The 24625-nt window shown below is 44.8% G+C and carries 21 protein-coding genes; 6 read left to right on the forward strand and 15 right to left on the reverse strand.

Translation table 11 applies throughout. The annotated features are described in order from the left end of the window. Positions 1 to 723 (forward strand): ABC transporter ATP-binding protein, encoded by a 723-nt coding sequence (locus K2225_RS09800; protein WP_220584561.1) that lies wholly within the window; start codon positions 1 to 3, stop codon positions 721 to 723. Positions 724 to 761: 38 nt separating this feature from the next. Here the strand turns inward: K2225_RS09800 and K2225_RS09805 are convergent, their stop codons facing one another. The 3 genes from K2225_RS09805 to K2225_RS09815 all read right to left on the reverse strand — a co-directional run bounded on the left by K2225_RS09805 (position 762) and on the right by K2225_RS09815 (position 3363). After that, positions 762 to 1283, reverse strand: a complete 522-nt coding sequence (locus K2225_RS09805; protein WP_089653695.1) for an acyl-CoA thioesterase — start codon at positions 1281 to 1283, stop codon at positions 762 to 764. A gap of 65 nt (positions 1284 to 1348) precedes the next feature. Further along, positions 1349 to 2680, reverse strand: a complete 1332-nt coding sequence (locus tag K2225_RS09810; RefSeq protein ID WP_146815136.1) for a sensor histidine kinase — start codon at positions 2678 to 2680, stop codon at positions 1349 to 1351. Then, on the reverse strand, positions 2677 to 3363 hold the full coding sequence (locus K2225_RS09815; protein WP_220584562.1) for a response regulator transcription factor: 687 nt from the start codon (positions 3361 to 3363) through the stop codon (positions 2677 to 2679). Before K2225_RS09815 ends, K2225_RS09810 begins: the two co-directional genes overlap by 4 nt. Before the next feature lie 192 nt (positions 3364 to 3555). On the opposite strand from K2225_RS09815, the gene K2225_RS09820 reads away from it, so the two are divergent. Then, positions 3556 to 4704, forward strand: coding sequence for a S1C family serine protease (locus K2225_RS09820; protein ID WP_220584563.1), 1149 nt, complete (start codon positions 3556 to 3558; stop codon positions 4702 to 4704). Between the two features lie 780 nt (positions 4705 to 5484). Here K2225_RS09820 and cls read toward each other — a convergent pair. From cls to K2225_RS09835, 3 genes are all read right to left on the reverse strand, one after another. Next, positions 5485 to 6927, reverse strand: coding sequence for a cardiolipin synthase (gene cls, locus K2225_RS09825; RefSeq protein ID WP_146815130.1), 1443 nt, complete (start codon positions 6925 to 6927; stop codon positions 5485 to 5487). 161 nt (positions 6928 to 7088) lie between these two features. Next, positions 7089 to 7631, reverse strand: a complete 543-nt coding sequence (locus tag K2225_RS09830; RefSeq protein WP_220584564.1) for a transcription repressor NadR — start codon at positions 7629 to 7631, stop codon at positions 7089 to 7091. Between the two features lie 81 nt (positions 7632 to 7712). After that, the gene (locus K2225_RS09835) at positions 7713 to 9170 is read right to left on the reverse strand and encodes a glycoside hydrolase family 32 protein (RefSeq protein WP_220584565.1); all 1458 of its coding nucleotides are present in this window, start codon (positions 9168 to 9170) and stop codon (positions 7713 to 7715) included. A gap of 103 nt (positions 9171 to 9273) precedes the next feature. On the opposite strand from K2225_RS09835, the gene K2225_RS20050 reads away from it, so the two are divergent. Then, positions 9274 to 9408 carry a hypothetical protein gene (locus tag K2225_RS20050; RefSeq protein ID WP_255574373.1) on the forward strand — a complete coding sequence of 45 codons (135 nt, stop codon included), beginning with the start codon at positions 9274 to 9276 and terminating at the stop codon, positions 9406 to 9408. Positions 9409 to 9442: 34 nt separating this feature from the next. Here K2225_RS20050 and K2225_RS09840 read toward each other — a convergent pair whose 3' ends face one another. The 5 genes from K2225_RS09840 to K2225_RS09860 form a co-directional block, all read right to left on the reverse strand. Beyond that, a complete protein-coding gene (locus K2225_RS09840; protein WP_146815125.1) occupies positions 9443 to 9940 on the reverse strand; it encodes a PTS sugar transporter subunit IIA in 498 nt (165 codons plus the stop codon). 189 nt (positions 9941 to 10129) lie between these two features. Beyond that, positions 10130 to 11314 (reverse strand): methionine gamma-lyase, encoded by a 1185-nt coding sequence (gene megL, locus K2225_RS09845; protein ID WP_220584566.1) that lies wholly within the window; start codon positions 11312 to 11314, stop codon positions 10130 to 10132. A 73-nt stretch (positions 11315 to 11387) separates the two neighbouring features. After that, positions 11388 to 12581 (reverse strand): MFS transporter, encoded by a 1194-nt coding sequence (locus K2225_RS09850; protein ID WP_220584567.1) that lies wholly within the window; start codon positions 12579 to 12581, stop codon positions 11388 to 11390. After that, entirely contained in the window at positions 12581 to 13009 is a 429-nt protein-coding gene (locus K2225_RS09855; protein WP_220584568.1) for a MarR family winged helix-turn-helix transcriptional regulator, read from the reverse strand. The genes K2225_RS09850 and K2225_RS09855 overlap by 1 nt, the downstream gene beginning before the upstream one ends. A gap of 105 nt (positions 13010 to 13114) precedes the next feature. Further along, entirely contained in the window at positions 13115 to 14365 is a 1251-nt protein-coding gene (locus K2225_RS09860) for an EAL and HDOD domain-containing protein (RefSeq protein WP_220584569.1), read from the reverse strand. 146 nt (positions 14366 to 14511) lie between these two features. Between K2225_RS09860 and K2225_RS09865 the strand changes: the two genes are divergently transcribed. Both K2225_RS09865 and rarD read left to right on the forward strand, forming a co-directional pair. Then, the gene (locus tag K2225_RS09865; RefSeq protein ID WP_220584570.1) at positions 14512 to 16101 is read left to right on the forward strand and encodes an FAD-dependent oxidoreductase; all 1590 of its coding nucleotides are present in this window, start codon (positions 14512 to 14514) and stop codon (positions 16099 to 16101) included. A 108-nt stretch (positions 16102 to 16209) separates the two neighbouring features. Continuing rightward, positions 16210 to 17115: an EamA family transporter RarD gene (gene rarD / locus K2225_RS09870; protein WP_220584571.1), complete on the forward strand. Its 906-nt coding sequence runs from the start codon at positions 16210 to 16212 to the stop codon at positions 17113 to 17115. A gap of 123 nt (positions 17116 to 17238) precedes the next feature. On the opposite strand, the gene K2225_RS09875 is transcribed toward rarD, so the two are convergent. Further along, a complete protein-coding gene (locus K2225_RS09875) occupies positions 17239 to 18204 on the reverse strand; it encodes an NAD(P)/FAD-dependent oxidoreductase (RefSeq protein ID WP_220584572.1) in 966 nt (321 codons plus the stop codon). 126 nt (positions 18205 to 18330) lie between these two features. After that, positions 18331 to 21474: an efflux RND transporter permease subunit gene (locus tag K2225_RS09880; protein WP_220584573.1), complete on the reverse strand. Its 3144-nt coding sequence runs from the start codon at positions 21472 to 21474 to the stop codon at positions 18331 to 18333. Between the two features lie 115 nt (positions 21475 to 21589). Here K2225_RS09880 and K2225_RS09885 point away from each other — a divergent pair, with 115 nt between their 5' ends. Then, positions 21590 to 22435, forward strand: coding sequence for a TetR/AcrR family transcriptional regulator (locus tag K2225_RS09885; protein ID WP_220584574.1), 846 nt, complete (start codon positions 21590 to 21592; stop codon positions 22433 to 22435). Positions 22436 to 22495: 60 nt separating this feature from the next. Here K2225_RS09885 and K2225_RS09890 read toward each other — a convergent pair whose 3' ends face one another. Together K2225_RS09890 and K2225_RS09895 are read right to left on the reverse strand one after the other, a co-directional pair. Beyond that, positions 22496 to 22951, reverse strand: a complete 456-nt coding sequence (locus K2225_RS09890) for a hypothetical protein (protein ID WP_115823467.1) — start codon at positions 22949 to 22951, stop codon at positions 22496 to 22498. A gap of 35 nt (positions 22952 to 22986) precedes the next feature. Continuing rightward, positions 22987 to 24207 carry an NAD(P)/FAD-dependent oxidoreductase gene (locus K2225_RS09895; RefSeq protein ID WP_220584575.1) on the reverse strand — a complete coding sequence of 407 codons (1221 nt, stop codon included), beginning with the start codon at positions 24205 to 24207 and terminating at the stop codon, positions 22987 to 22989. Positions 24208 to 24625 lie beyond the last annotated feature (418 nt).

A 24625-nucleotide genomic window follows, 5' to 3' on the forward strand; every position in this document is an offset into this window, starting at 1 on the left:
ATGTACGTTCAAATCAAAGATCTCTGTTTCGGTTATAAAAACGCAAAAAATTTGACGATCCACCATTTCAACCTCGATATTGAAAAAGGAGAGATCATCTCCATTCTTGGTGAAAGTGGCAGTGGAAAAAGTACCGTGCTCCGCCTTTTGTGTGGTCTTGAAACACCTTCCAAGGGAATCATAAAAATCGGCAGCGAGACGATGACTGATGAACGGACTTTTGTCCTTCCCGAAAAAAGAGGGATTGGCATGGTCTTTCAAGATTATGCCCTGTTCCCCCACATGACGGTTTATGAAAATGTGCAATTCGGATTAAAGCATTGGAAAAGAAAAGAAAGAAAGAACCGCGTCCACGAAGTGCTTGAGTTGGTGAACATGAGCAGCTATGCAAAGAGATACCCTCATGAATTAAGTGGCGGACAGCAGCAGCGAATCGCTCTGGCTCGCTCTCTTGCACCTGAACCTTCCCTTCTTCTTTTGGATGAGCCGTTCAGTAACTTGGATGCAGACCTTCAAATCAAAATTAGAAGTGAATTGAAAGAAATCATTAAACAAACAGGTACGACCTCTATCTTCGTCACTCACGACCGTGAAGACTCGAGAGCCATTGCTGACCGTATCATTACCATGAGAGACGGGGCTGCCCACGATTGGGATTCCCTTTGTACAACGACCCGTGCTGAAGATGAAGTGCGTCAACCTGAGCTCGTTCGGCTCAAATAAAGAAAAGCTTGGCTACCTATAACGGCAGCCAAGCTTTTTTAGCAATCGCGTTTCCAAGGAAGGCTGGTACCAAACTTCTCAGCAAGCTCTTTGGATTCTTTTCTTCTGTTTTTCCGATGTTCATGGCGTTTCTGAGCGTTCTCATGCAGCCACTTTTCTTCGTCTGATTCAGGATACACCCCTGGTACAGGGGAAGGTTCATTTTTCTCATCCACGGCTACCATGGATAGAAAAGCAGTCGTACAAACCTTTCTTTCACCAGTCAGCAGGTTTTCAGTTGTTGCTTTGACGAACACTTCCATGGACGTATTGTGGGTCCATGTTACGAACGCTTCCAGACAAATGGTGTCTCCTTCAAAAACCGGCTGCAGAAAATCGACGGAATCTGTAGACGCCGTCACGACCGGCTTTCTGGCGTGTCTTACAGCTGCAATCGCTGCTACATCATCAATATGTGCCATTAGCTTTCCCCCGAATAACGTACCATGACTATTGGTATCCGGAGGTAAAACGTGTGAACTTTTTACTGTTAATGAATCGATACAAGGTTTTGCTTCCATTCTGTATTCCCTCACTTCCATATGGAATCGTTCTCTGCCTTCTATTATACCATGTTTGGTATTTCTCACTCTTTTTCACGGAATACAATTTCAAAAACTGCACCCGTTGCGTCTTTTCGGTTGTAGGCATGGATTTCCCCGCCACTCCGTTCAATAATCGCTCTGGATATGGCAAGCCCAAGCCCTGTTTCCCCTTCTTTTCCTTTGATAAAACGTTCGAAAAGTTGAGGCAGAAGTTCTTCCGGGATGCCGTGTCCGTCATCAAGTACTTTCACTCTATACGAGCCCTTCCCTATCTCCGTTGTCATCGTTACCGTACTCTCCGCATGTCTGACAGCATTGCTCAATATATTGATCATCGCCTGCAGCACTCTTTCTCTGTCAACGAATGTATAGTAGGAATGAATGTCTTCCGTTCTTAGTTCAATCCCTTTTTCCTTAGCAAGTGGGTACAACCGGTCCCTCGCTTGACTAATGACATCAGATATCTCCGTTCCTTCCGGGTTATACACGTCCTCGCTGCTGTCGAGCTTTGCTAACAGGATCATTTCATTGACGATCTTTTTCAAACGATCGGTTTCGCTCACCATGACATTCAAGCCCTTTTCTGCCGCTTCTCCTTCAAATACTCCATCCCTGATTCCCTCCGCGTACCCCTGAATGGACATCAATGGGGTTTTAAGCTCATGGGAAGCATTTTGAAAGAACTGTTTTTGGGAATGTATGTACCTCGAGAGTTCTGCAGCCATGTGCCTGAGGCTTTGCTCCACTTCACCAATTTCACCAGAAGCGTGTACCTTTTTCACATCGGAAAACTGGCGTTTCTCAATTTTTTTCACTTCTTCTTTCAGCTTCGTAAGAGGGGTTACAAGGCGCCATGTCAATACATAACTAAGGACGATCGCGAGCAATAACCCAATGAGGAAAACAACGATCATACGCGAGGCGAAAACAGATTGGACCGCCTGTAAATCATTGAGGGGGGTCGCCATGACCAGAACCTGATTCTCGTCTTTACTTACAGGAAAATCATAAGCCACGTATTTTTCCCCCATCGTTTCCCAAACTTCCTGATCGATGAGTTCCTCTTCATAACGCTCTACCCATGCAAATGCAACCACTGCAGGCATAGTACGAAACAAAATCTCGTCGTTCTCACGATCGAATAAGACGATCGGGTAATTTCGGTCCTGCAATAGTTGGGAGAGTTCAGGACTCCTCTCAGGATCTTGATCATTGATGATGTCCACAAGAAGATCTGCTCTCCCCTTCAATTGGCGCTGTTCATCTTGAATAAGCATGTCCATAAGCAGCGAGTAGATAAAAAATGCAGTGATAGACATAATGACAATGATTAACGTTGCAAAAGCGGCATTCAATTGATACAAAAGCTTCATGTACGCTTCTCCTTCAATCGATATCCATGTCCCCAAACCGTTTCAATCGGCAGGTCTTTCATCTTTTTGCGTAATCGCTTGATCAGGTCGTCGACCGCACGATCACTTCCGTAATAATCTTCTCCCCATACTTTGATCAACAGTTCTTCACGGGCAAAGGCGCGATTCTCTTGAGATGCTAAGATTTTAAGCATTTCAAATTCCTTTGTTGTCACTTCGATCTCTTCCCCCTGGAAATAAGCTTGTCTCTCCGCATCCTTCAATTCAAGTTCACCAGCTACGATGGTGTCCTGATCATCATCTGCGCTGGGCTTCATGGCCTGCCAACGCTTCAAGTGGCGCTTCGCCCTTGCCACTAACTCTCTTGGGCTGAAAGGTTTGGTTAAATAGTCGTCTCCACCCAGTTCCAGACCCAGGATTTTATCTACCTCTTCATCTTTGGCTGAAATAATAATAATCGGAACTTCTGAAGTCTGACGTATTTTTTTACAAAACTCATAGCCATCCATCCCAGGAAGCATGATGTCCAGCACCCAAAGATCAGGGGTCTGTTCCTGAAAAATATCCCAGGCCTTCTCTGCCGTATCAACAGCTATAACCTGATACCCTTCTTTATTTAAATAACCTTCTACAATATCTCGAATATTCGGATCATCTTCTACAAGTCCAATCATCTGATTCATAGATGGTATCCTCCTCTATCCACGTCTGCTTTTGCTTTATTCTCTCATATTTTAATGGATTACTCCTACATTCCACACTTTTTCCACATTTACACCAAAGTCATTCCATATCTCTGTCGTAGAATAAAAATTGTCAGAGGGAAACACCAAAGAACAACAGCGAATTTTATTGAAAGGGGCGTCGTTTCTCTAATGTTTGATGAGCAGAAGCGAAATGATAAGAAACAATACAAACGTTCCGGTTTAGCTTTTAGTGTTTTAGGAGCCATTGCAGCTGTTTTTCTAGTCACCACCGTTTTTCAGTGGCAGGGCATTTCCATAGATATCAATACAGAAAAGCCCACAGCACAAGCCAATGAACTGAATCTCGGGAAAAACCAGGAGGAAGTGACTCAAGCAGTCAATGAAGCTTCCGAAGCGGTTGTCGGAATCAGTAATGTCCAGAATACAGGACAAGGGGCTAAAAAAGCCGGTACAGGTTCCGGGGTCATTTATAAGAAGGAAGGCGGAAAAGCTTTTGTTGCCACCAACCATCACGTCATCGAAAATGCTTCCGAACTTGAAGTCATTCTGAGTGATGGAACAAAAGTGAAAGCCGAACTAAAAGGTAGTGACCCTTTAACAGACCTGGCCGTTTTACAAATAGATAGCGAACATGTGCAAAAGGTTGCTGAATTAGGTAAAGCCAGTGACGTAGAGGTCGGGCAAACAGCCATTGCCATCGGTAACCCGTTGGGCATGGAGTTCGCAGGATCCGTGACGAAAGGAATTGTCAGTGGATTGAACCGTAATATTCCAGTCGATATTAACGGTGACCAACAGCCAGATTGGCAGACCGAAGTCCTTCAAACCGATGCAGCCATCAACCCAGGTAACAGTGGCGGTGCGCTCATCAATCTGCAAGGCGAAGTCATCGGAATCAACTCTATGAAAATCGCAAAAGCAGAAGTTGAAGGAATTGGATTCTCAATCCCTATGGACGTTGCTAAACCTGTCATCGAAGACTTAGAGACAAACGGCGAAGTTGAGCGTCCTTATATGGGAGTTTCCCTGCAAGACTTGAACCAAATCCCTAACCCTGTGTTACAACGTGAACTAGGGTTGCCAGAAAAAGTGACTGAAGGCGTCCTCGTCCAAGGCGTCGAAAAAGGTTCCCCTGCTGATGAAGCAGGACTCGAAAAGTATGATGTTATCACCGCCATCGACGGCAATGAAATCGAGTCTCTCATCAGCTTGCGACAGTATCTCTACAACCAAGCACAAGACGGAGATACAGCTGAGCTTGAAGTTTACCGTGACGGCAAACCAACCACCGTCCAAATCACGCTAACCTCTCAATAATTGAACAGATATGAAGAATACGTGATGAAGAAAGATTGAAAAGTAGAAACGCTGATGGGGATTCCGCATCCAATAGATACGAACGATCCCCCCTCCAAATAGCTATTAGATTAAAGGATCCCCTTCAGCCTTTCTCGTGTTACAAAGGAAAACCAATACCAAAACAACCTCTCTCAAAAAGCCCTGCGCAAGATGCGCAGGGCTTTTTAATTTATTTAAATATGGCAGGATTGTGTAAGGATCAGTTTCGAGACTTTTGTTGAGTGGATGGGGGCTCCGTGGAATAGCTCGCTTTCCGCGGGAGCTTGGTGAGCCTCCTCAGGCTAACGCCTTGCGGGGTCTCACCAAGCACTCTGTTCCCGCAGGAGTCTCGCCATTCCCCTCCGCCCCTTTTCCCATATCAGTGTCTCGAAACCACTTCTAAGACAACCTACTTCCAACTTAAATGGAGGTGTTTGTTTGAGCACATGGAACAGGTAATTAGATTTCAGCTACTTGATATAGAACGCTTTTTGCCTATAGCACAGGAGCTGTAGATAACATTCTTTCTGAGTTATAGGGGTTCGTTTCTCCCTTACATAGAAAGGGGTGGAAGGGAAGCTGCGAGACTCCCGTGGGAGAAGGAGATAGGCGAGATCCCGCAGGGCGTAGCCCGAGGAAGCTCGGCGCTCCCCCACAGGAAAGCGAGTGGCTTCCCAACCACCCCTGGCGCTAAACTAAGCAACGAACCCCGAAAACGCCTCGAAACTGGTTCTCTTACAATCTCGAAGAGTAAAATAATTATAGGATTGGTGATAATAGCCTTGAGATGGCTTCTTTGAAGCGGATCCATTTTGTTCTGGATTGATAGAGCTTGAATGTAAGCTCTGTCGACTCGACAATGTCCTCATGGAAACGGTCGGCTAATGATTGCGCGACTTCTGGATGGTACAAAAAGGCGTTTACTTCAAAGTTTAGCCGGAAGCTTCGCACATCAATATTGGCTGTACCTACGGAAGCAATTTTCCCATCAACGACAATGGTTTTGGCATGTAAGAAACCTTTTTGATACACATAAATGCTGGCACCTGCTTTTAACATATCCCCAATGTTTGAAAATGTTGCCCAGTACACGAATGGATGGTCCGGTTTGTTGGGGATCATGATTCTCACGTCCACGCCTGACAGGACCGCTACGCGGAGCGCATCAAGCAAGCTGTCATCTGGTATAAAGTATGGGGTTTGAATGTACACATACTCTTTGGCTGAAAGAATCATCTTTAAGTATCCATGCTTAATTTGTTCCCACTCCGAGTCAGGACCACTAGAGACAATCTGCATCCCGACGTCGCCTTTCGGTTTGGCCTGGTAATATCTCTGTTCATAGACAATATCCCTGCGTGAAGCATGGTTCCAATCCAGGATGAAGCGTGTCTGCATGTTATTCACCGCTTCTCCTTCCACACGCAAATGGGTATCCCGCCAATATCCAAACCTTTTATTAAAGCCCAAATATTCGTCTCCGATGTTGAAACCGCCGATATAGCCTATTTCCCCGTCGATAATTGCAAGTTTTCTATGATTGCGGTAGTTGATTTTCATGTTCACTTTAGGGATGAAGGAAGGGAAAAACGACTCGACTTGCACGCCGGCTTCTTTTAAGCTCTTCTTGTATGAACGCTTCAACAATCTCGAACCCATGTCATCATACAAGAGCTTAACTTCCACCCCTTCCCTTGCTTTCCTTTTCAGCACATCCGCAAGGCGATGGCCCAGGTTATCGTCTCTTAAAATATAATAAAGCAAGTGAATATGATTTTCTGCTTTTTCAAGATCCTCAATAAGTGCATGAAACTTCTTTTGACCATCTGTGAAAATTTCAACTTCGTTATTCTGCGACAATAGCGCATCATTGTTTTTCAGGTGCATATAGATCAAGTCTTCATATGGAATGATATCTTTATGCTGGACTTTCAAATCATTATTTTTGATGGCTGTCAATTGTTCCTGTACAGCTGTAAGAAGTCCAAGACGACTTTTTTTGTCCCAGGTGAATATTTCCTTATTGCTGAGTCGGCGCCCGAAAATTAAATAAAGAAAGAAACCTGCTACAGGGATAAATAGTAATACCATCAACCAGGCCCATGTTGCACTAGCATCTCTTCGTTCAAGGAAGATGATGGCTAAAGCAAGAAGCACGTTCAAGGTCAGAATAATACTTACAAAAATAGGCAGGATGTTCAACGTGGCCACCTTCCTTTTTCTAACAAGAAATCATGATTTAAATATATCATATTCCGTTCATTCATTGATTAAGACATGCCTGGCATTTGTTCATTGTAAACAATAGTAAAAAGAGATAAGCACTCCTTTCAGAACGCCTATCTCTTTTCAAGATTTCACTTCTATTTCGTCATCAATATACCTACTTCTTCCAATGCCGTTTCTGCCTCGTCGAGGGCTTCCTGGCTGTCCGCCGCTATGGTATGGGTATGGATGCCGTCTGTCAATTCAAGTAAGTAAGAGGCGTTGGTGCTGTTTACTTTCTCGATGAATTTCTTTACATCCCGGCGATTCGAAATTCTCAGTCTTGCTGTTAAATCACCATAAATCGGATGCTCGACAACGACATCCTGGACATGGACACCATGGTCGACCAGGATATTGAGTTCTTGTTCTGTTTCTTCCCCTTGATGCTGGCAAACAATCGTACGCTGATAAGGCAATTCCTCTTTTCCATCCATCATGTACATATACCCTTGACTTGTAGCGACGATGGGCTCATTCTTTGCTTTCAGCAGGGAAACATCACCGACAATCACTTGCCGGGTCACGTTCATTTCCTCTGCAAGAGAACTACCTGTAACAGGAGCACCTTTTTGTTTTAATAAAGCGAGAATATACTCTCTTCGTTCATTCGCTTTCATTTTCTTTGAAGATTGACTCATAGACATGACCCCTTCGTCCAATTTGCATAAAATTATCTTACCACATTAATAAGGCATTCAGAAAGTAACCCTCGAGTGCCATTAAGAATACTCGTAACCTTTCAAGTCCCACTTTTCAACAGAGAAAGTGGTGGATCCTAATGATGTGAAGAGGATGTGTTCTTCTTCCGCTTGAGGATAAATTCTAGAAGTAAATACTTCTTCCCCACCATTGATGAAAATTTCCAGTGACGACTGATCGATAAACAAACGAAGATCCTTCAATCCCTTTTCCAATCTCACCCGACGGAACTCTGTTTTTGATCGATCTTCTAAATGTGGCCTCGATAATGTGACAACATGGTCCTTGTAACTTAAAGAGGCGTATTGGAAAAGTTCGATAGCGAACATGTCTTCCAGTGATTCAAAATCAATATTCAACTCAATCGATCTCCCCTGTACTCCTCTTACCGCTTTTTGGTCATTTTCAATCGTAATTGATGAATGCATCAATACTGGTCCACGCATATGGGCAAGCTCAGGAACGGGAGTTTGAATAAGTCTTTCACCATTCCATTTCAATTCGCGCGGAATCGTCAAGCAATGGACCCATCCATGCTCAACCGTCGGATGCGCTTGTTCATATTGATCCGGAACCCCCATCCATCCAAATAGTATCCTTCTCCCTTTTTCATCTCGTGTGGTTTGAGGAGCATAGAACTCGAAGCCTCGATCAAGCTCCCGAAAATCTTCATGGTGGAATGTTTCAGCAGTTTCGTCCCATTGCCCAAGAAAATACCCACTCTGATATGTATTAGCATAATCCATTTCAACAGCCTCAAGGCCCTGCGGACAGACCATAAGCACGTCTGTACCATCCAGTTCGAATAGATCCGGACACTCCCACATATAACCGAACTCTCCCAGTTTCCCTTCATGACCGCCAGCGATGGGACCTACGTGCTCCCATGTATAGAGATCATTGGAGCGGAACAAGACGGCCTTTCCCTGCTTGTCTACTGTTTGAGCTCCGACAACCATGTACCATTGATCGCCCTTTTTCCATACTTTAGGGTCTCTAAAATGGCTCGAATAACCATTGGGAGTTTCGATAATGACGCCTTTTTTCTCAAAGTTCAGGCCATCCCGGGACATAGCAAGACATTGATATTCTGCCTCCGGTCCATCCTCTCCTTCAATATTTCCGGTATAGAAAAGGTGCAGTTGATCATTATGAACAATCGCGCTGCCCGAATAAACACCGTCCTTGTCATACCAATCAGAAGGAGTCAGAGCAATCTCTTCATGCTTCCAATTCACAAGATCTTCAGATGTGTAATGCCCCCAGTATTTTGTGCCATGAGCTGTATCGAAAGGCATCCATTGATAAAAGAGGTGATAGGTACCTTTCCATTGAATCAATCCATTGGGGTCGTTCATTAACCCGACAGGCGGCATATGATGGTAATTCTGACGATATGTGTCCGCTTCTACAGTTTGATTATGTTCTTGTATTTCTGTCTCCACTTTCTTACGCAGCTCTTTGTCCTGTTTAGACATAAATCTTCTCCTCCTTTTTCTAACTTATCCGTCTTCCTTCCTGCCCCATTATAAAACATCCCATCCTCCTCCGCCATGAAAGCTCCAATTACTCTCGGGACGGATGGCTGATGCTGATAAAATCGTTGAAGTGACTGATAAATGTGCCAAAGTCACCGATAAAGGGCCTGAAGTCACTGATAAATACCTGCCACCCACTGATAAATTCTGTGAAGTTTTATATGTAGAAAAAGCCTGAAGTACTAGAGGTACCTCAGGCTTTGCGGATTTGATTATTTCGTTTTCAGTGTCGCGATGGTAGATTCGCCAGCATTGGCGTCGTCACTATAAGATGGATCGAAGTTTTCGACGACATCGTCATAGTTAGTGATCACTACAGGCGTGATCGTACTTTTCGCTTTTTCTTTTACAAGGTCCATGTCAAACGTGATCAGATGGTCGCCGGCATTTACTTTGTCTCCGGTAGTCACATGCCCTTCAAAACCTTCGCCTTCCATAGAAACCGTTTCAAGACCGATGTGTACAAGGACTTCCACACCTGACTTTGTTTTAATTCCTACAGCGTGGTTGGTAGGGAAAAGCTGGACGATTTCTCCGGATACCGGGCTCACTACTTTTCCGTCGGTTGGTTCAATGGCTACGCCATCCCCCATCATTCGCTGGCTGAATACAGGGTCGTCAACATCATCTAAAGGAACCACTTTTCCATTTACCGGAGCAATAATCTGTTCCTCAACACTCTTGTTGTTACCAAATAGTTTTTTTAACATAACTCCATCGTCCCTTCTATGTTTTTTTTAAGCTACAAGCTTAAGCGTTATTTCTCTTCACACTGGTATTACTTTTCCCCATGTGATGATGGATAAACACATATCAGCTTTCTATTATGGAAGACTCTCTTGTGAATAGTAAAAGAGCTCTATGATTTAGCCATAGAGCTCTTGATTGTTTGTATGAAGTTATACGTCCTTCAAAGCCTGCTCGAGATCTTCCCAAAGATCTTCAACAGATTCGAGGCCGGCGGATAAGCGTATGAGGGTGTCCCCAATACCCATTTCCTGCCTCTTTTCTTCTGGGACAACGGCATGGGTCATGGTGGCGGGGTGTTGGATCAGAGTTTCTGCATCCCCCAGGCTGACGGCAATCTGAATCAGTTTCAGCCGGTCCATAAATTCCTGCGCCTCTTTTTTACCCCCTTCGATTTCAAAAGCGAGCACGCCTCCCCCTGTTTTCATTTGTTTTTGAACAATAGGGAATTGCCCGTTCCCTTCCATCCCTGGATAATACACTTGTTTTACTTCAGGGTGGTTTTCCAACCTTTTGGCCAAATCATGAGCATTTATGCTGTGGCGGTCCATACGGACATGGAGAGTCTTTAAGCCTCTAAGTAAAAGCCACGCATCAAATGGAGAAAGGACACCTCCGATATCTTTCTGTTGCGACATCGCCAAGTCATCCATAAACGCTTTTTTGCCCACGACAAGACCGGCAATGACATCTCCGTGCCCACCGATGTATTTGGTAGCACTATGCAAAACAATATCACACCCAAGATCCAATGGACGTTGTAGATATGGGGTACAGAAAGTATTGTCGACAACCACAGGTATATCATGCTCTTTCGCAACACGTGCCACCATGGCTAGATCAATGATTTTCATCGTGGGATTGATGGGGGTCTCAATAAAAATGCATCGGGTATCAGGAGTGATTTTCGCCCTGACGTCTTCCTCTGTTTCCATATAACTGAAGTCGTGCGTGATCGAATATTTTTCTTCAAACATTTGCAGCAAACCATAAGTACAGCCATAAAGACCGTTCGAGCATAACACATGGTCACCAGCTTTTGTGAGTGCTATTAATACCGCTGATACCGCAGCCATGCCTGAAGCAAAAGCAAGGCCCCGCTCTCCTCCCTCGAGAGTAGCGATGCGGTCTTCCAATGTTCGTACCGTCGGGTTCCCGAGTCTTGTATAAATAAAGCCTTCCTCTTCTCCAGCAAATCTCCTCTCCCCTTCAGCCGCAGAAGAGAAAGAAAAGGTAGAGGTTTGAAAGATTGGTGTCGTCAAGCTTCCGTCATATTTCTCTGCTTTTTCATGATTATGAATCATCGCTGTTTCTATCCGCTTCTCTTTGTTTTTCAAAACGGTCTTCCCCCTTCACTTTGTAAGCGTTTTCAATTAATTTTAACAAAAGAAGGAGAAAAAGACCTCCTTCTTATCTACTATATTCAATTCTATGGTCAGCGTTCGAACGAACCTTCCTTCCGTGCAGGAGCATATAAAGGACGACAGCTCCCAAGACGACAAAAGAACTGTTGAAATAAAGGGAAGAAAATCCGATCCCTGTTGCAATCGCTCCAACGACATATGAGCCTACTCCAATGCCAATATCAAAAATCGTAAAGAAGGTCGCTGTAGCTGAACCTGCTCTTTCTGGCACTTTCTTCAACGCGATAGTCTGCAAACTCGGGACGAGCGTGCCCCACCCCAGTCCAATCAACCCGCCGGCTAACAGCAGCACAAAAGCCGTGTTAGCAAAACTTAAAATCAGCATCCCTGCACCAAAAATAAGAATGGATGGAATGACGATGACATTTTCTCCATATTGGTCGAACCATCTTCCTGTAAAGGGACGGGAGACAAGCAGCACTAAAGCATAGACGACGAAAAAGTAGCTAGCCGCTTCCGCAAGGCCCAGCTGGTTTGCATAGACAGAAACAAAAGATAACACTCCCGCATAGGCTAGCGCCATGACGGCACCTGTTAACGCGATGGGAATGACAGGCTTTTCTAAAAGGTTGTGCATGCTAGGTACTATGCTTTTCTTTGCAGGTGCAGCCAGAGGATCCACGCGGATAACAATCCCTGTGAGTAGCGCCAGAACGGCAAGAGCAACACAAACATAGAACATCACTGTGAAGCCTGCATTTTGAATTAAAGTAAGTCCCAGGAAAGGACCGATGACCATCGCGAAGTTCATCGACATCGCAAAATAACCGAGCCCCTCCCCTTTTCTCTGATCTGGAACCACATCAGCAGCAATAGCCCCTAAAGCTGTCGTCCCCATCCCAAAACCGATGCCTTGGATGAAACGAATGACTAGAAGCGCTGAAAAGGAGTCAAACCATAGATACAAAAAAGAACTCCCTAAAAATATACTTAAAGCAATCACGACCACAGGCTTACGTCCAGAGGATTCCACCCACTGCCCCGAAAATGGACGAATGAGGATGGCTGCAAGCAGGAAGACCGTGATAATTAATCCTGCTTCTCCCTCGGCCACTCCGATGGATTCAATCGTATAGATCGGCATGGTGACGAACAGAAGATAAAAGACTAAAAATACGAGGAAATTGCTTGCACATACATTAAGAAAACTAGCCGTCCATAAACGAGGTTGTCTTTCCATCAGCTTCTTCCCCTTTCTTCTTCAATCAAGCGTGAGAGCGTGCGCACATGCTCTTCCAATACGGTTTCCCTCTGCGCTCCAAAACGCTCCAATAACCGCGTTTCCGCTTTTTGTATGGCCTGCTGCCATACCGGATAACGGTCTTCTCCTGCTTTCGTCATCGTAATATCATTCGTTCGCTGATCGGTGCTCTTGTTTTTATGGATATACCCGAGAGACTCAAGTTTAGCTATGACCCTCGATAATGGTGGTGCTTCAATATTCAAACGCTCTTTGAGTTCCGCCTGTGTCATTGATCCTCCATGGCTGTGCAATTGAAACAATACCGCCCAGTGAGACATATAAATGTCCTCATCCTGCAATCCTTCATTCAGGAATTGGTTTACCTTTCTTGACAATTGTTGGATGTGGTGAAAGATTAAACTCAAAATGATCCCCCCTTTTCATTACCTAGGTAACATTCTCAGCAAAAAAAGCGCTCCCTTTACGAGAGCATCTAAAAACTTTATCATAAATCGTCCGTTTCATCCATCTTACACCTTGTGGGTAAAGTGATCTTGATAGAGCTGTTCGGACCATGCAATGGCCTGGCCGTATACTTCAAACACTTCCGAATAGGATAAATTCCATTCAACCAAGTGGTTTTCCAACCATTCAAAATCTGCTTTTTCCATCGCTACAGCCAAATCCAACACGACCCGGTATGTATTTTGCTGCCCCTCTAGCGCTTTTTTGATCTCTTCATCGAGCGGTAACGACCCAATCACTTCGTGGGCAGGACGTTGAGTGATGACATCGATCAGTGACATGAACCCTGTCAGGAAATATCCATCCGCCTTCTTCTCCGCCCTGATTCTCACGGCCATCTGTTCACACAATTTGGCACGAACGAGACTTGTTTTGATGACAAGCTGAGACTGTGTTGAAGTGGCCGCTGTCGTTTGTTCGACCGATAATACATACAGCCACTTTTTCAAACCCTCTGTTCCTAAGAGCATCACCGCTTGTCTAATGGATTGAATCGGGACTCTTGTCCGTTGTTGAGACGAGTTGATCAATCGCAGCAATTTATAGGTAAGGGCTAGATCCTGTTCCATAATTTCCGTTACTTTTTCAATATTAATTTCGCCATCTGTAGCTGTGAGCTCTTTAATCATTTGAAAATAGGTGGACGAAAGAAATGGGATATCCATCCCCTTCACGATGACTGGTTTACTGAAATAAAATCCCTGGAATAGCGAAAACCCTTCCTCGATACAACGTTGATGTTCGTCGTGCGTTTCCACTTTTTCAGCTAACAACGTCACCCCATACTCTTCTCCCAACTGAATGATACGCAACCGGTTCTCGTCTGTCACTGCACGGATGTCCACCTTTAAAATATCGACATAATGCAGTAATTCATAGACGGATGGCTGGTCTATATTGATGACATCATCAAGAGCAATCAAATACCCTTTTTCTTTCAAAGTTCTGCACACTCTGATGAGATCGAGGCTGAAAGAAACGTGTTCAAGGATTTCCACCACCAGTTGTTCAGAATTGAAGTATTCAGGGACTTGTTCGAGCAGAAGGTCCTCCGTAAAGTTGATAAAACACGGCTTATTGTGTGACAAGCGCTCTAAGCCGATCGTAACAAAACTGTTCATCAACACTTCTGAGGTTGCCTGGCTCCCATCCATCGGTACAAACCGATTTTCTTCACTGTTCCGGTACAGTAGTTCATAGGCATATACATCATTCTCGACTGTTAAAATCGGCTGCCGCGCCACGAATACTTCCATCCTGCTTACCACCTTCATGCGTTTCTTCCCATCTTGTTCAAGTATACTATAAAGCCTAAATGTTGTTAATTTTTCCATGGAAAAATACATGAAACCTTTGGAGAGGGAAAGACTGAGAGAAACGAGTCACTTCAGGAGGGAAACTCATGGAACAACACGAGAAATGGACTCAACCAGAACCTATATGGCGCGAGAATATGTCATTACCGTCTTTTGAAGCTATGAAAGAGGATACAACGACAGAGGTGGCTGTTGTCGGTGGCGGGATCACCGGGATTACGACCGCTTACCTTCTAGCAAAAGCAGGCAAAAAAGTAACCCTTATTGAAGCGGATGAACTGGTAAATGGTACGACCGGTCATACAAATGCAAAAGTAACCGCTCAACACGGGTTGATCTACCATGAATTGATAAAACACTTTGGTGAAGAAGAAGCTTCGCTATATTATCAGGCCCAAATGAGCGCCTTGCAGTCCATGGAGGAATGGATTGATAAATATCAAATCGATTGCAACTGGGTGAAAGAAGAGGCTTACCTCTTCGCTACTACGAAAAAAGGCGCACATAAACTGGAAAATGAGTACGAGGCCTATCAAAAGCTGGGCATTCCAGGTGGCACGATTGACGCCCTCCCTTTTGACATGGAAGCAACCAAAGCACTCAGCATGAAGAATCAGGCCCGCTTCCACCCTATCAAATACTTAGCTGCACTCATTGAAGAATTTGTTCATCTGGGCGGAGAGATTTTTGAACATACAAAAGCAACAGATGTGAAAGAGAAGGACCGTATTGAAATCCAAACAGGAGATGGCCATACGCTTGCCTGCGAGAAGTTGGTTTCATGCAGCCATTTCCCTTTCTATGATGGAAAAGGGCTCTATTTCAGCCGCATGTATGCCGAGCGCTCCTACCTCCTTGCCATTGAACCCGAGAAAGAAGTGCCTGAGGGGATGTATTTGTCGATCGATGAGCCGAAACGCTCGATCCGTACGGCAGAGTACAATGGAAAACCTGTATTGTTGATCGGTGGGGAAAGCCACAAAACGGGCCAAGGGGTGGATACATCGTTCCATTACAATGCGCTGGAAGAATTCGCTGCCCAGACGTTCGGCATTAAAAAGAAACTGTTTCAATGGTCGGCGCAAGATCTCACCACACTTGATAAAGTCCCTTACATTGGACCGATCACAAGGAACAATGATCGCGTATTTATCGCTACAGGTTTCCGTAAATGGGGCATGACGAATGGGACACTCGCAGCCAAGCTGCTTTGTGATTATGTTCTTGGTGAGGAATCTCTCTTTCATGAACTGTTCAAACCTACACGCTTCAAGTCCGATCCAAGCATGAAACAATTCTTATCCCAGAACTTCGATGTTGCTACACACCTGGTCGAAGGGAAACTGGAACTTGTAGCGGATCGCCCGAATTCTCTCAAAAAAGGAGAAGGAATGGTCGTCCAGTGGCGCGGAGAAAGAGCCGGTGCGTACAGAGATGACGAAGGAAAGCTGCATGTCCTCGACACCACCTGCACCCACATGGGGTGTGAAGTGGAATGGAACAGTGGGGAACATACGTGGGATTGTCCATGTCACGGTTCGCGCTTTTCCTATGATGGAACGGTTGTCGAAGGACCCGCTGATCAGCCTCTAATGAAAATTGCATTAGAAGAACCCCAGGATTTCCACGCTCCTTTAGGAGAAAGTAACGAGGAAGAACATGGGGAACAACCTTAATATGCATGGCCCATCTTATGGGCCATGCATTTTTCAAGCTTCCCCTTTCGAACGGTGATATAATGAACCGGATAAACAAATATCCCGACACACGAAAGGGTCCTCACCATGATCAATGAAGAAAAACTTGGCATTTTTTATACGGCCGGAGCTTACATATTGTGGGGCGTACTGCCCATATACTGGAAAATGATTCAGGAGATTCCCGCTTTCGAAATCCTGGCTCACCGCATCATCTGGTCCTTCCTCTTCATGGGACTTGTCATCTTAATTGCTAGGAAACATAAGGAATTTATGAGGGAATGCCGGCAAATCGTGAAAAATAAAAAACAGGTGATCGGCATCACCCTTGCCTCCATCACGATCAGTATCAACTGGGTCACCTACATTCTTGCGGTCAACACGGACCACGTCGTTGAAGCAAGTCTCGGTTATTACATCAATCCACTCGTCAGCATTCTGCTCGGCATGATTGTGTTAAAAGAAAAATTTTCAAAAGCCCAGTGGCTCGCCTTCTTACTAGCAGCTTTAGGGGTGATCTATATGACGGTCAACTTCGGTTCCGTCCCGTGGCTAGCTTTGCTACTTGCCTTCAGCTTTGGATCCTACGGCCTTCTGAAAAAACTCGTACCTCTGAATGCCATGTTCGGTTTGACGATCGAAACGTTGATTGTCACGCCAATAGCTATGGTCTTTCTTTTTCAACAGCAGACCGGACAATGGGAATCGATCGACTTTTGGTCATGGACGACGGCTATCGTTTTCGGAGCCGGCATCGTCACAGCGATTCCTCTCCTTTTATTCTCGGCAGGGGCAAAAAGAATCCCCTTATCAATGGTGGGATTCCTTCAGTATTTCGCCCCTACCATTATGTTGATTATAGGCATCTTCCTATATGATGAGCCATTTACGGATGTTCACGCTGTGTCCTTCACCCTCATCTGGGCAGGACTCGCAGTTTATACTGTCACACGAATGAAACGATTGAAAAAATATGAAGCGAAAGCAAGCTAAAAAGGTTGGGCGTCATGCATGCGCCCAACCTTTTTTCAGATTGACCGGGGCTCCTTTGGCGCGAAAGGTCATCCTCGAAACGGATGACCTTTCGCTATGTTAGGCAGAAAGCCTGAAATAAACTCACCAACTCAAATAGGCTGCCGCATCTTTTCCTGAGAGATAAGCACTTTCAAAGCGCGTACGTCCGGCTTCATCATTCAATCTTAAGAACGCATCACCGGCGACTACGAGACGTCCATCCCCGGATAGATCGACGTAAGGCTGCCGCATTACTTTTTTGGCCTGGGCGTATCTCCAACGCTTCAACTGTTCAGACTCGAGCTGCTTCCAGTTCAAGTACCCAGCGGCTTTTTCTTTAATTAATGACATCACATAATCTTCGCCATAATGTTTACGGGACCATTCCGATTCCATATAGACGCTTACAATGGTATCATCTGATATCCCCTTTTTCCGATGATCGACCATCCGTTCCATTCCTTCAGGCAAGCCAACATCTACATGACCACCGTCTGGCAGTTCCGTCTCTTCATTGAATTGGAAGATGCCAACATACGTCGGTTCGAAATAAATGTCCTTGAGTTGTTTTAATTCTTCTTCATCCACCTCCACCTCACTTTTTTTCAAAAGTTCGATGATTTGTGGGGCGGGCATCGTCAGAAGTACTTTATCTGATTGCCACTCCTTTCCATCTTCACTATAAAGGCGGTATCCTCCCTCTACTTCAAGCAGTTTGACTACTTTTGTATGTAAGGAAGTTGGAAGATCTGCGGCTAACTGCTTAGCAAGGCCGTTCATTCCCTGAACAGCGGTATAGCGAGGGTATTTCTCTCCAAACCATTGTTTTATCCACCCTTGTTCGAGCCAATCCTGCACCTCTTCTGCAAGCTCATCTGTTCTCACAGTGAAAAATTGCGCACCATGATCGGCCCGTCCATCTGCTACTCTTCTCGTTGCCAATCGTCCGCCAACACTCTTACTTTTATCTGTTAACAATAGATTGCTTCTTCCTTGTTTCTTTAGTCTCCGTGCTGCTGTTATCCCAGACAGTCCGGCACCTACGATCGTAATTTCATAATGTTCCATCCGAACCCCTCCATTCAACGATTTATAGTCCATTCCCACTGCCATATCAATAAAAACAATCAACGTTCTATTAAATACAAAAAAGAACACCCTCATCATGTGAGGATGTTCTTATTCTACCAAAATCTATTTCGTAGTTTCTGTCTTTTTCTGTCTACGGAACTTCATTAATGTTTCGTACGCAAGCGGTACGATGAGTAGTGTTAGCAGTGTGGAACTCGCTAACCCTCCGATAACCGTAACTCCAAGACCTTTACTGATGATTGAACCACCTTCAAATCCAAGCGCCAGTGGAAGCAGGGCTCCAATTGTGGCAAGGGCTGTCATCAAGATCGGGCGGAGTCTAGTCATTCCAGCATCGAGCAGCGCTTCGCGTGTAGAGAAGCCTTCTTTCTCTTTATAAATGACACGGTCGATGAGAACGATCGCATTGGTCACAACAATTCCGATCAGCATCAATGCACCGATCATGGCAGAAATACTAAGCGTTTCTCCACTGATCAATAATCCAAGAACCGCTCCGATAATGGTAAACGGCAAGGAGAATAGGATTGCTAGTGGCGCAAGTCCTCCGCCAAAGAAGACAACAAGGATCAAGTACACAATCGCGATAGCAGCGAGCATCGCTAACCCTAATTGGGAAAAGGATTCATTGATGTCTTCCGCTACTCCTCCTTGGGTAATTTCAACTCCAGACGGCGTATCAATATCCTGTACTTTTTCATTGACTTGTTGAGAAACGGCACCTACATCATCCACCGTAATCTCTGCGCTGACACTTGCATACACGCGTCCATTTCTCCGTGTAATCGTATCAGCAGTTGTTCCCTCTTCGACTTCGACAAGTTCACTAATGGCGATTGTCTGACCCGTTGGGGAGGTAATTTCTTTCTCAGTTAAGTCTTCAATTCCAGTAATGTCTTCTTTTTCTACTTCAAGATAGACATTCAGTTCGTCTCCATCCCGTTCAATTGTCGTAATCACGGGCTCCTGACGGTTCTGTCCGAGCTCCATACCGATTTGAGCGGCTGTAAGCCCTAATTCACTTAGACGCTCATGGTCAGCAATAAGGGTGTATTCCTCGTAGGATTCTGAAAGGCTGGAATCGACGTTTCTCAAATTCTCTTCATCGGCAAGAAGTTCTTCAACTTCAGTTACGACCGGTTTAATTTCTTCTGTATTATCGCCGTACACACGCAGTTCAAGGCCACTGCTTGATCCTGCTCCAGAGAAGTCCTGACTCATCCATTCGCCGTTTTCGGTCTGTTCATTCAAGCTATCTATGACGCGCTGCGTTTCTTCCGAAAATTCTTCGGTGTCATCAGCATATTCCACGTAGAACATTGCTTGATTGGAAGCCCCAGGGTTCATTGGGTTTTCGCCACCGACAGAGTATTGAACCGTCTCTGCTCCATCACGGTTCATGAAGAACTGCTGTGCATCTTCAGCGATCCGTTCCACGTCGTCTGACGTTTGGCCCGGTTCAGGACTGAATGTTGCAACGACCATCTTCTGTTCTTGCTCAGGAAGGAAACTTGTTCCTACAAGTGGAAGAAGTGCGATACTTCCGACAAGAACCAAGACAGCAATAATGCTTGAGATGATTTTATGGTTCAGTGTGCTGTTAAGGACTTTTTTATAAAAGAGAGCGAGTTTTCCTGCCCCTTCTTCATGTGAACGTCCCTTTATCTTCGATTCTTTTAAAAGAGAATGTGAAAGCATCGGTACAATGGTAACAGCCACAAGTAAAGATGCTAACAAGGCAAAAACTACGGTTAGTGCAAACGGTAAGAATATTTGACCGACTGTACCTTCAACAAGGCCCAGTGGCAGGAACACAGCGATCGTTACAAGCGTCGAAGAAAGGATCGGCATAAACATCTCCTTGGTCGACTCACGAATCAATGCTTTTCCTTTTAACTTCTCTTCCGATAACGACATCCGCCGGTATATATTTTCAACAACGACAATCGAGTCATCCACCACACGTCCAATGGCGACCGTCATGGCACCGAGAGTCATGATATTCAATGTGATGTCCATCCAGTTCAAGAACAGAATGGCAATCAGTAAAGATAGTGGAATGGATATGACTGAAATGAGTGTCGTCTTGATGTTGCGCAAGAACAACAAAATGACGAGTACAGCGAAAATCCCACCAAACAACGCTTTATTAAGCATGGTACTGACAGACTCTTCAATCGGCTCGCCTTGGTCAAAGGAGTAAACAAACTCGACCCCATCCAGCTCTTCCTGGAAAGATTCTGTTTCTTCTTTTACAAGGTTTACGACATCAACTGTATTCGCTTCTTGTGATTTGATAATCTGCAGGGAAATGGAATCTTCCCCGTTGGTACGGGAGATGGATTCAGCCTCTCCAACGATCTCCACATCAGCAATTTCACCTAGAGTAACGGTCGGGATGCCATCCATGGCCGGCATCTCACCAGTCGCCGCTCCCTGTCCCTGACCTCCTTGCTGCGCTTCTGGAGGCATTTGTTGACCTTGTTGAGCCCCTCCCGCAGAAGGAATAGCAGGGATCTGCAATTCTCTCAATTCTTCTACACTTGTAAGATTTCCATCAATGACGACAGATTTTTGAGTATCATCAAACGTGTACAAACCTAACGGGAAAGAAACATCCGACCCTTGAATGAAACGTGTAATGGTTTCTTGGTCGAGCCCCCGTTCATTCAATACTTCTTCATTCAAGTCGATTCGGACTTCCTCAAGCTGCTGCCCGGAAACCTGCACATCCGCGACACCTTCAAGTCCCTCAAGAGAAGGGACAACCTCTTCTTCTACAGTTGTCGTCAATTGTTCAAGAGATCCATCTCCATTGATGGCACTCAAGCTCACGACAGGAAAAGCGTTGAAGTTCAGACGGGATACGGAAGGCTCTTCTGCTCCTTCCGGTAAAGTCACCTGATCGACAGCTTCTTGCAATTCATCCTCTGCTTCGTCTAAACTTTTATCAAAGCTATACTCCAACTGAAGCGAAGAAGCATTTTGAAAAGAGGAAGAACTGACCGTTTTCACTCCACTCAAATTGCTCACTTGCTGTTCAAGTGGTTCTGATATTTGATCAGCCACCTCTTCTGGTGTAGCCCCTGGATACGTCGTGGTCACCGTAATGATCGGCGGCTCAATATCCGGTATCGTTTCAAGCTTCATATTCAATCCTGCATATAATCCTGCAGCGGTAATGAGGATTGTCATAAGCCAAATCGCAAATTTGTTATTCATCGAAAAATCGATGATTCGTCTCATATTCAACTCTCCCCTTTATTGACCAGTTAGTCACAACACTATAAAATATAAATGACCAACCGGTCAGAGGTCAAGAGAAAACATCAACTTCTCCAAGTTTGAAGGAGCGACAACCATGGAACAAAAGTCAATATATATTATCGAACAGTCCATCAAGCTGTTTGCAAAAAAAGGATTCAGCTCTACTTCCGTCCAGGAAATCGCAAGTGCATGCGGGATATCGAAGGGAGCATTCTATCTCCATTTCAAATCGAAAGACGCTTTGCTCCTGGACATTTTTAATTATTACTATCAGCGGATTCAGACGCGCATTGATGAAATTCAAAAACTCGATGCTGATGACCGTACTAAGTTCAAGAAACAGTTGCAGGTCACATTTGAAGAACTGGCCGATCACCGTGAATTCATCATTATGCAAATCCGGGAACAAGCCATACCGTTCAATGAAAATATTGAGCAATTCCTTACTCAAATGCGGGTGAACTCTTATCTTTTCTACAAAAGCCACTTGGAAAACATCTATCATAAGCGGGTGGATGAAATTGTATGGGAAGTCAGTCTAATTCTGCAGGGGATGTTCAAAGGATATATGGATCTAATTATTATCGAGGGGGCTGATTTGAACCTTGAAGCCCTTTCGGAAGCGATGATACGTAGGACAGACTATATCGTCGAAGGTTTTGAAAAGAGTGGTGACCAACCAGTCATTACAGGAGGTACCATGCACCAGCTCTTACCTGTTAACTTCACCGGGGAAGAAAAAGAGCGGCTGCTATTGATTTTAGAAGAACTAGCCAATGAAGGTGACCAGGAGATTAAAGATACGGTGCATGTCCTGACGGAAGAGATGAAGAGGGATCAGCCTCGCTCTGCCATTTTAAAGGGAATGATTACCAACCTTGAGGAATACTCACGTTTCACAGAAGCCATTGACCGTATGAAAAAGTTCTACCAGTTATAAAAAATCTTTGTACAGGACCATGGTTATAGTAAAAAGCTCAGGACTAGCCTGAGCTTTTTATTATACACGTTCTGCTTCTAGTACTTCATCGAGAATTGGATAGACAGCTTCTACGCCTTCTTCTGCTACTAAACAAGCTACACCAAGCGGGGTTTCCCAAAAGGAATCAGGAATATAAGGATTCTTAAGTCCTGCCGGTTGGTAAAGCGAACGGTAAATGCGATTCAAATGCTGTCGTGTCTCTTCTGGATCTCTTTCTTTTTCACCACGAGCAATTAAGAATACATAGCGCATCGACTGAAACAAGTTGTCTCCTGGCATAAACGTATATTCCTTAAAGAATTTCAGCTGTTCCTGCGCTTTTTCTTTCAACCCGGATTGGACCGCCAGATCATCGAGATGTTGCTGCAAATGGTTGTGCACTTGTTGGAAGACTCTCCGTTTTTCATCCTGCATGACTTTATCATTATAGATTTCCTGCAATTTCGTAAATGCAGTTTCTTTCGTCCATTCCACCTTGATCACCTCATTACTACATTCGACTTTTATTGCTAGGATTCCTTTTTAAAACCGAACTGTTCTGCTTCCATTTGCATCGCTGTATGAAGAAGAGGAAAATCAGCAGCATCGTTTTCTAAATGGCGGGATAAATTCGGGACAAGTTTGTTCCATACCATTGGATTTGCTGCCATCGATTGAAACAGAGCCACTTCATTATCTGTCCATTTTCTTAGGGACTGGATGTATTGAAGCGTCATTTGGAAACCAGGGAGAAGCTGCTCATCCCTCTTCCTTGCAAAATCCTTCATCGCCTCTTCTTTCAAGATTCCTTCATCTATTTGCAAGCAGGCATCGGCCAATAAAAATGACTGCATAAAGGCATCATTGATTCCTAAACCTGTACTCGGGTCTTTGCTGTGACCAGCATCTCCAATTAACGCCCAGCCCTCACCATAAGCCGTTCGGAAAAAGTTCGGCATGCCAGGTGTTCCAATGATTTTCCCTTGAAGCTTAGCACCTTTCATTCTTGCTTTCATTCCGTACAATTGATCAAACGTTTGTTTAAAAGATTTTTCCGGGTTTTTCATCATCGCTTTGAATTCTTCTGGATGGATTTCTATGCCCAGGCAGTCCCGGTTCGACTCCATTGGAAAAACAAAGCCGATTCTACCTTCATGAAGAAAGATCTCTGTAGCAGGTTCGGGTAAAGGTTCTATCCCCTCAAAATATCCGTAGATCACCGGGCGCAAAGGCTTCGTTTCTTCATACTTCTCTGCACCTGTCCAATGAGCAATGTTCGAGTTTTTCCCATCAGCCCCAACAACTAGATCAGCATGGACATCTTTAATTTCCCCTTTTTCTAATAGACGGACACCGACGACTTTCCCTTCTTCCCAGATCAGTTCTCTTGCCGACGTCTCAGGTTTAAAATTGACGGATGGGAAAGTGAGCGCACGTTGTATCAGCATAGAGTCAAGTTTGTCTCTTCTAGGGATGATGGTATAGGAGGTCCTCGGCCCTTCTACGAAACTACTTCCAATATAGGTCCTCATTCTCGCTACTTTTCTCAAACCTGACCTTTCGAGTTGCTCAAGCACACCTAATTTTTCTAAGAATCCTGTGTGGGACATAAAATGTGTGGATAATGTATCACTTGGAAAACTGGCTTTATCAACAAGGAGGACCTTCTTCCCCATCTCTCCTAATAAAATAGCTAAACTTGCGCCGGCTACACGTGCACCGACGATAATGACATCATATTGATCATTCATAATTGAACACACCTTCAAGTATCGTTTACCTCCATGATAACTGCAGCACCACGAAAACTCTAGAGTGGTTAGTTGTAGATAAGCTCCCTTAAGTTGAAGACTCAGTTCGAAATGTTTCCGTGGTTCCTTGCCATAATAAGCGCTAGGGGTGGTTGGGAAGCCGCTCGCTTTCCTGCGGGGATGGCGGCAAGCCTCCTCGAGCTCCGCTCTGTGGGGTCTAGCCAGCCCATCCATTCCCGCGGGAGTCTCGCAGCTTCCCAACCACCCCATTCGATGAATGTGAGAAACGAACCCCTTTACCCATTTGGATCGTCTTCCACTATACTACTGTTATAAGCATAAAGCGCCCTGTATCAAGCTCCCGGGATTCAAAAACCTGGGCATGGGAGTTTTATCCTTATACTCCCATCAAGTTGAA

The organism is Halobacillus sp. Nhm2S1, from assembly GCF_019599545.1.
In the GTDB taxonomy this organism is placed as follows: domain Bacteria; phylum Bacillota; class Bacilli; order Bacillales; family Halobacillaceae; genus Halobacillus.